The organism is Pseudomonas sp. UBA4194 (assembly GCF_002379585.1).
GTDB lineage: Bacteria > Pseudomonadota > Gammaproteobacteria > Pseudomonadales > Pseudomonadaceae > Aquipseudomonas.
The window spans coordinates 1-8,432 of record NZ_DFUE01000042.1; the positions used below are offsets into that span (position 1 = coordinate 1).

Genomic DNA, 8,432 nt, shown 5'->3' on the forward strand with positions numbered 1-8,432 from the left:
TACCTTTGGAAACGGCGGCCATGGCACTAAGCTGGAACAGGGTAGCGAGGGAGACGACAGTGGCGAGGCGAGAGATCGCATTCATGGGACATCCTTTTTTTGTTGTTATGCAGATGCAAGTCTGGTGCTTGCGCTGCAGGGGAGTGTAATCAGGTGTTGCGGCGGGTGAAGTAACGAAGGGATGGGGAAATGTCACGGGATGGTGACATTGGGGTTGGGTACTGTTTGAGGTTTGCGGTGAATGGTCCCCTCACCCCAGCCCTCTCCCTGAGGGAGAGGGAGCCGTGCGCGGTGCGCTTTCAACCCCCTCTCCACCGGGAGGTAGCCGTACGCGGTGAGCTTTTAGCTCCCTCTCCCTCAGGGAGAGGGCTGGGGTGAGGGGACCATTCAACGCAAATCTCAACCCTCACTCACCCCACATTACGCGGTAGCACCAATGTCACCCGCAACCCACCTACGGGCAGGTTCTGCAATGACACTTCCCCACCATGGCTGTGGGCGATATTGCGCGCGATACCCAGCCCCAATCCATAGCCCTGCTGCGTGCCAGCCAGTCGAAAGTGCGGTTCGAACACTTTCTGCAAGCGCTGTTGGGGCACCCCCGGCCCTTCGTCGTCGACGTACAGCACAAAGGCCTCGGCATCGTCCTGAATAGACAGGTGAGCACGGTCGCCGTACTTCAGCGCGTTGTCGATCAGGTTGCCCATGCAGCGCTTGAGGGCCAGCGGCTTGCCTGGGTACGGGCGCCTGGCTTCGCCCTGCAAGGTCACCCGCCCATTGCCCTGGGGCGCGAGATACGGCTCGACCAGGCAGTCGAGCACCTGATTGAGGTCCACCCGCTCGATGTTCTCGTGGATGTCGGTGTCCTTCACGCACTGCAGGGCGCCTTTGACCAACAATTCCAACTCGTCCAGGTCGCGCCCGAACTTGGCCTCCAGCAGCGGATCCTCCAACAGCTCCACGCGCAGGCGCAAGCGGGTGATGGGCGTGCGCAGGTCATGGGAGATGGCGCTGAACAACTGGCTGCGCTCGGTCAGGTAGCGGCTGATGCGCTCGCGCATGGCGTTCAGCGCCCGCGCCACTTCCACCACTTCGCTGCCGCCGCCCTCCATGGGCGGCTCATCGTTCACGGCGCCCAGGGACATATCCCGGGCGGCTCTGGCCAGCCGCTTCAGTGGCCGGCTTTGCCAGTGCACCAGCAGGCCGATGAACAGCAGCAGAAAGCCGCTGGTCAGAGCGATGAACCAGATCTGCTGGGCAGGCAAGCCCTCTTCTTCCAGGGTGGTGTAGGGCTCGGGCAGCAACGAAGCGATGTACAGCCATTCAGTGGGCCCCAGGCGGATCTGGGTCACCAGCACCGGCGGGTTCACCGGCTCCAGGGTCAGGGCGTAATGGGCCCAGGAACGCGGCAGTTCATCCAGCTTCAGGCCGCTGTTGAAGATCCGCAGATCGTCCGGGCTGACGAAGGTCACCGAGATATCCACATCACTGCCCAGCTGGGTTCTGAGCACACTGGACACCGCATCGATCACGGCTGACTTGCGCGCCGTGGGCTCGAGCAGTTGCATGCCCAGAGGCTTGTCGTTGAGCGATACGAAAAATCGCGTGCCACCCATGCTGCGCAACTGGTCCAGCACCAGCGGACGATAGGCCAGCGGCAGGGAGCGAAAATAACTGACGCTGGCCGCCATCGAATGGGCCAGGCTGCGGGCGCTGGTCACCAGCCCCTCGAGTTGCGTGGCGCGCAACTGCGAGAGCCAGATCACGCTGGACAGGCCCTGCGCCAACAGCACGGCGAGTAACGTCAGCAGCAACATCCTGCCCAGTAGCGAACGCGGCTTAAACAGGCGCAACGTGGGCCGCCAGCAAATACCCACTGCCACGCACGGTACGGATCAGCCGGGGCGGCTTCTCGTTGTCGCGCAGGCGTTGGCGCAACCGGCTCACTGCCATGTCGACGATGCGATCCAGGGGCATGGGCTCGCGCCCCCGAGTGGCGTTGCCGATGGTGTCGCGGTCGAGGATCTGCTGGGGATGGTCGAGAAACAGCTTGAGCAGGGCGAAGTCGGCACCGGACAGGAACACCTCTTCGCCATCGATGTGAAACAGTCGATGGCTGACGGTGTCCAGCCGCCAATCTTCGAAGCCCAGGACCTCGCTGCTGCGCTCCTGACCGAACTGGCTGCGGCGCAGCAGCGCCTTGATGCGGGCCTGCAATTCGCGTGGACTGAACGGCTTGCCCAGATAGTCGTCGGCCCCCAGTTCCAGGCCGATCACCCGGTCGGCTTCGTCGGAACTGGCGGTGAGCATGATGATCGGCACATGAGCCATGCGCGGGTGCTGGCGGATCCAGCGGCACAGGCTGAAGCCATCCTCATCGGGCAGCATCACGTCGAGGATCACCAGATCGGTGGCGGCTTCGGCATTCAGCGCTTCGCGAAAGCCCGCGCCGTCGGCGGTGGTGCGCACGGCGAAACCGGCGCGGCTCAGGTAGGTGTCCAACAGTTCGCGGATTTCCTGGTCGTCATCGACCAGCAGGATCGACTTGCCGGCAGTGCTCACGTTGGCGTCCTTGTTGTTATTGCCGGGTCGATACGCCCGGCTTTTTTCAAGGCCTGATTAAACGCTCAAGCCAGCGCCTGTTGCAAGGCCACACCGGCCCCCAGCAGGCCCGAGAACTCGGCGGTCACCACCCACACCGGAATGCCTTCGAAGTATTCGCTCATGCAGCCCTTGTCGGCGAAGCTGTCGGCGAAGCCGCTTTCGAGGAACAGATCGAGAAAACGCGGAATCACACCGCCCACGATATACACCCCGCCACGACCGCCGACGGTGAGCACATTGTTGCCGGCGACGCGGCCGAGGAAACGGCAGAACTGCTCGATGGTAGCGACGGCGGCGGGGTCGCCCTCAAGGCCGGCTTCGGTGACTTCGGCCGGCGATGTGCAGGTGGCCTCGAGGCCATCCACTGCGCACACAGTTTGATACAACCTCAGCAAGCCGCCACCGCTGAGGATGGTCTCGGCACTGACGTGGCCGATCTGCGCTTCGATGTGGGCGCGCAACTGAGCTTCGCGAGGACTGCCCACCGGCAGATCGACGTGACCGCCCTCCCCCGGCAAGGCCATCCAACTGTTGCGCAGGCTGAGCAAGGTGCCCACGCCCAGGCCGGTGCCCGGACCAATCACTACGGCGGGCCGGGACGGGTCGGCTTCGCCGGCGCAAACCTGTTGATACTCATCGGGCTGCAGGCGGGTCATGCCCAGGGCCATGGCGGTGAAGTCGTTGATCAGCAGCAATTGCTCGACCTGCAAGGTCTTGCAGAACGCCTTGCGGCTCAGCCGCCAATGACTGTTGGTGAAGCGAAATTCATCGCCGTCCACGGGCCCTGCGACCGCCAGGCAGGCGTGGCCGATGTCGCCCTTTTCAAGCTTGAGGTCAGCCATGTATACGCCGATGGCATGCTCGGGGCTGGTGTGGTCGGCTGTGGGGAACACCCGAACCGAATGCAATGCATCGTTTTCCCAGATGGCGAAACGTGCGTTGGTACCGCCGATGTCGCCAACCAGGGCGAGTGTCATCGCAAAATCTCCAACCCCGAAGTAAAGGCACTGGCGCCCTGCTCGGCCGAGCTGAAGGCCTGGCGCATGAACGCAAAGAGTTCACGCCCGCAACCCACGCCGTTGGCCAAGGTGCCGACCGCCGGGGTGCGACTGGCCAGCGTCTGGGCATCGAGACGCACCTGCAGGGTGCCTTCGATACCGTCGACCCGGATGATATCGCCATCCTGCACCAACGCCAACGGGCCACCACTGGCCGCTTCCGGGCTGACATGGATAGCCGCCGGGATCTTGCCTGACGCACCGGACATGCGTCCGTCCGTGACCAGGGCGACTTTGAACCCGCGGTCCTGCAATACGCCCAGGAACGGGGTCATCTTGTGCAGTTCGGGCATGCCATTGGAGCGCGGGCCCTGGAAGCGCATCACCGCGACAAAATCTTTTTCCAGCTCGCCGGCCTTGAAGGCGTCGGCCAGTTCCTGCTGGTCCTGGAAGACCCTGCACGGCGCCTCCACCACCTGGTTTTCCAGCGCTACGGCAGACACCTTCATCACTCCGCGACCCAGGTTGCCCTCCATCACGCGCAGCCCGCCTTCAGCGGAGAAAGGCCGAGCGACGGGTCGCAGAATGGCTTCGTCGAGGCTGTTGACCGGGCCTTCGCGCCACACCAGCTTGCCGTCTTCCAGAAACGGTTCCTGGGTGTAGCGACTCAGGCCAAAGCCGGCCACGGTGTTGACGTCTTCGTGCAGCAGCCCGGCGCCGAGCAACTCGCGGATCAGGAACGACATGCCACCGGCAGCCTGGAAGTGGTTGATATCGGCTTTGCCGTTTGGGTACACATGGGACAGGGTCGGCACCACCTCGGACAGATCGGCCATGTCCTGCCAGGTGAGGATGATGCCTGCGGCCATGGCGATGGCCGGCATGTGCAAGGTGTGATTGGTGGAGCCGCCGGTGGCGTTCAACGCGACGATGGAATTGACCAGCGACTTCTCGTCGACGATACGGCCGATGGGCGTGAAATTGCCGTTGGCCTTGGTCAGGCGGGTCACCTGGTGCGCGGCCTCGTGGTTGAGGGCGTCGCGCAGCGGCGTATTCGGATTGACGAACGAAGCGCCCGGCAAGTGCAGACCCAGCACTTCCATCAGCAGCTGGTTGGTGTTGGCGGTGCCGTAGAAAGTGCAGGTGCCCGGGCTGTGGTAGGACTTCATCTCCGACTCCAGCAGCTCCTCGCGGCTGGCCTTGCCTTCGGCGTAGCGCTGGCGAACGTCGGCCTTCTCCTTGTTGGAAATACCTGATGGCATCGGTCCGCCGGGCACGAAGATCATCGGCAGGTGGCCGAAACGCAGCGCGCCCATCATCAGGCCTGGAACGATCTTGTCGCAGATCCCGAGCATCAGGGCGCCGTCGAACATGTTGTGCGAGAGGGCCACGGCGGTGGACAGCGCGATGGTCTCGCGGCTGGCCAGGCTCAACTCCATGCCGGGTTCGCCTTGGGTCACACCGTCGCACATGGCCGGCACGCCACCGGCGAACTGGCCCACCGAGCCGATTTCGCGCAGGGCCTGCTTGAGTTGCTCGGGGTAGGTCTCGTAAGGCTGGTGCGCGGAGAGCATGTCGTTATAAGACGAAACAATTGCGATATTCGCCGCGTTCATCATGCGCAAATGATGCTTGTCTTCACTGCCGCATCCCGCCACGCCGTGGGCAAAGTTGGCGCACTGCAGCTTGCCGCGCATCGGGCCATCGCTGGCAGCGCCGTCGATCAGTTGCAGGTAGTGCTCGCGCGTAGCTCGGCTACGGGCAATCAGCCGTTGGGTGACCTCAAGGACGCGGGGATGCATGTGAAGAACTCCAGGCTAATGGGGCGACCTCTGCGGTATTTCCCAGAACTCCAATCCACGCCTAGGCTCAAAGGCTTGAAGGCGGAAAATCGAATCAAAGGGAATGCCGTACCGGTCACTCGTTGTAGATAGAACAAAATATTGCCACTAAAAAGGCTTGTTTTCTATTTCTATGCGAATAATCTTGTAATTCCAACAACAAAACAGATTACGTGACCTGCTTGCCCCGGACCTGACCACGGGGAATCACCCAATCTGACACAGGAATCACTCATGACTCTTCGCATAGCAATCAACGGTTTCGGCCGTATCGGCCGCAATGTCCTGCGTGCACTCTATACCCAAGCCTATCGCCAGGACCTGCAGGTCGTCGCCATCAACGACCTGGGCGACAGTGCCATCAATGCTCATCTGCTCAAGTACGACACCGTCCACGGCACCTTCGATGGCACGGTAGAACATGATAAAGAAGGTTTGACGGTCAACGGCGATCGCATCGCCGTGAGCGCCATCCGCAACCCGGCCGAGCTGCCGTGGAAAGCCGAGAACATCGACGTGGTGTTCGAGTGCACCGGGCTGTTCACCGACCGTGAAAAGGCTGCCGCGCACCTGACCGCCGGCGCGCGCAAGGTAATCATCTCCGCACCGGCGAAGGGCGCCGACGCCACCGTGGTGTATGGCGTCAACCATGATGTGCTGCGTCAGTCCCACCAGATCATTTCCAACGCGTCGTGCACCACCAACTGCCTGGCCCCGGTGGCCCAGGTGCTGCACCGCGAACTGGGCATCGAGCAGGGCTTGATGACCACCATCCACGCCTACACCAACGATCAGAACCTGATCGACGTCTATCACAGCGACCCGTACCGGGCCCGCTCGGCGACCCAGTCGATGATCCCCAGCAAGACCGGCGCCGCCGAAGCGGTAGGTCTGGTATTGCCGGAGCTGGCAGGCAAGTTGACCGGCATGGCGGTGCGGGTCCCGGTCATCAATGTGTCGCTGGTGGACCTGACCCTCAACCTCAAGCGCGAAGCCAGCGCCGATGAGGTCAATGCGCTGATGAAGGCGGCCGCCGAGCAGTCGCCGATCCTGGGTTACAACACCCTGCCCCTGGTGTCCACGGACTTCAACCATAACCCGCTGTCGTCGATCTTCGATGCCAACCACACCAAGGCCAACGGCCGGATGCTCAAGGTCATGGCGTGGTATGACAACGAGTGGGGGTTCTCCAACCGGATGCTGGATAACTGTTTGGCGCTGTGTAACGCCAGGTGAGATGAGGGGGGGGGCGGGACGCGGCTTACGCCGCTGCTACAGGCGTAAGCGGCTTTTGGGACTTGACCGGATACACGGATGATAAGCATTATCATCCGCTGCATCCTGGTCGGGTACCTCCGTGAGTCAGTCACGCTTCAATTCCGTGTTCATCACCCAACGCCTGAGCCTGCTGCGCACCCTGCAGCGCATGGTACGCAACCCCAGCACCGCCGAAGACCTACTTCAGGAAACCTACCTGAGGGTCAATCGCGCCATCGGCGAGCGGCGCATCGAACACCTCGAACCTTTCGTGTTCCAGACCGCGCGTAATCTGGCGCTCGATTACCTGCGCTCGCGCCGCGTGCACGAACGGACTATGGTCGAAGACGTGCCCCTCGACGTGCTACAAGGTATTGCAGCGTCGGCCAGCACCCCGGAGGAAGCCGCTCATGCGGAGCGCTTGCTAGCGCGCCTGACCGTCAGCCTTGGCCAACTGACCGCACGCCAGCAACGGATCTTCATGCTCAGCCGGTTGCATGGCAGCAGCTATGTGGAGATCGCCGAGGAGCTGGAGGTCTCGGCCAGTACGGTACAAAAGGAATTGAAGTTGATCATGGCGATCTGTGTCGGCGTGGCACAGCGCATGGAGGAATACTCGTGAAAGGGCAACACTCACAAGAGCCGGCGCCACTGACGCCCGCCATGGAACAAGCCATCGACTGGCTGATCACCCTGCCCTGCGCCGACGCCGCCGAGCAGCAGGCATTCGACGCCTGGCTGGCGGCCGATCCCGAGCATGCCGCGGCCTTCGCCCAGGCGCGGGGAGTGTGGCACGGCGCGCCGGTCCATGATGCTGCCGTGCAACTGCAAGGGCGTCGCCCGGCTTCGGCGCTGCGCCGGCGTTGGAAGCCGCTGGCCACCGCTGCGATGCTGCTGGTGGGTGCGCTGAGTTTTACCAACCTGCCGCTGCGGGTGCAGGCCGATCACCTGACCCAGGTCGGCGAGCGCCAGCACCTTGAACTGAACGATGGCTCCAAAGTGCTGCTCAACACCGGCTCGGCGTTCTCCAGCCGCGTCGACAGCCGCCAACGCAGTGTGCGCCTGTATGAAGGGGAGGCGTTTTTCGAGGTGCCGCCCAGCCGCCAGCAACCCTTGCAACTGGAGGCCGGCCCGGTGCGTGCCGACGTGCTCGACAGCGCCTTTGCCGTGAGTTACCACGATGGTCAGGCGCAAGTGCGGGTGCAACGGGGCAATGTCGACCTGAGCGCCAGCCATGACGAGAAAGTGCGCTTGAGCGCCGGCGACAGCATCCGCATCGGCCCCAAGGGATTTGGCACGCGCGAACGGCTTGATCCGCAGAAGGACCTGGCCTGGGTTCAGGGTCGTTTGATCTTCGAGAATTGCCCCATGGGCGAAGTGCTTGCGGAATTGCGGCGGTACTACCCGGGGTGGATCATCAGCAACGACGAGCGGCTCGAGCGGGTGGCAGTGACCGGGAATTACCGCCTGGACAAGCCGCTGGATGTGGTGCGCTCGCTGGCGCAAGTGACCTCGGCCCGGGTGCGGGAGTTTCCGGCGGTGGTGATATTGAATTAGTGGGATCGGGATTCTGCGGGGCGGCCTTTTCGCGGGTAGAACCCGCTCCTACAGGGTGTTGCTGGTGCTTGAAGGGTGATTCTGCAGGGCGGGCCTCTTCGCGGCTTTACGCCGCTCCTACAGGGGGTGCGTGGGCGGTGATTCTGCAGGGCCGGCCTCTTCGCGGCTGTACGCC

7 protein-coding genes are annotated in these 8,432 nt (G+C 63.0%); 3 read left to right on the plus strand and 4 right to left on the minus strand.

Annotated elements, in window-relative coordinates:
- Window positions 1-410 precede the first annotated feature (410 nt).
- From B3397_RS10840 to edd, 4 genes are all read right to left on the minus strand, one after another.
- Window positions 411-1,817 carry a sensor histidine kinase gene (locus B3397_RS10840; RefSeq protein ID WP_296249988.1) on the minus strand — a complete coding sequence of 469 codons (1,407 nt, stop codon included), beginning with the start codon at window positions 1,815-1,817 and terminating at the stop codon, window positions 411-413.
- A gap of 22 nt (window positions 1,818-1,839) precedes the next feature.
- Window positions 1,840-2,562, minus strand: a complete 723-nt coding sequence (locus B3397_RS10845; RefSeq protein WP_296249883.1) for a response regulator — start codon at window positions 2,560-2,562, stop codon at window positions 1,840-1,842.
- A gap of 65 nt (window positions 2,563-2,627) precedes the next feature.
- The gene (locus B3397_RS10850; protein ID WP_296249885.1) at window positions 2,628-3,581 is read right to left on the minus strand and encodes a glucokinase; all 954 of its coding nucleotides are present in this window, start codon (window positions 3,579-3,581) and stop codon (window positions 2,628-2,630) included.
- Complete coding sequence (gene edd / locus B3397_RS10855; RefSeq protein WP_296249886.1) at window positions 3,578-5,404, minus strand: phosphogluconate dehydratase; 1,827 nt, start codon at window positions 5,402-5,404, stop codon at window positions 3,578-3,580. The genes B3397_RS10850 and edd overlap by 4 nt, the downstream gene beginning before the upstream one ends.
- 273 nt (window positions 5,405-5,677) lie before the next feature.
- Here edd and gap point away from each other — a divergent pair, with 273 nt between their 5' ends.
- The 3 genes from gap to B3397_RS10870 all read left to right on the plus strand — a co-directional run bounded on the left by gap (window position 5,678) and on the right by B3397_RS10870 (window position 8,257).
- Window positions 5,678-6,679: a type I glyceraldehyde-3-phosphate dehydrogenase gene (gene gap / locus B3397_RS10860; RefSeq protein ID WP_296249888.1), complete on the plus strand. Its 1,002-nt coding sequence runs from the start codon at window positions 5,678-5,680 to the stop codon at window positions 6,677-6,679.
- A gap of 121 nt (window positions 6,680-6,800) precedes the next feature.
- Entirely contained in the window at window positions 6,801-7,322 is a 522-nt protein-coding gene (locus tag B3397_RS10865) for an RNA polymerase sigma factor (protein ID WP_296249890.1), read from the plus strand.
- Window positions 7,323-7,363: 41 nt separating this feature from the next.
- The gene (locus tag B3397_RS10870) at window positions 7,364-8,257 is read left to right on the plus strand and encodes a FecR family protein (protein ID WP_296249991.1); all 894 of its coding nucleotides are present in this window, start codon (window positions 7,364-7,366) and stop codon (window positions 8,255-8,257) included.
- Window positions 8,258-8,432 lie beyond the last annotated feature (175 nt).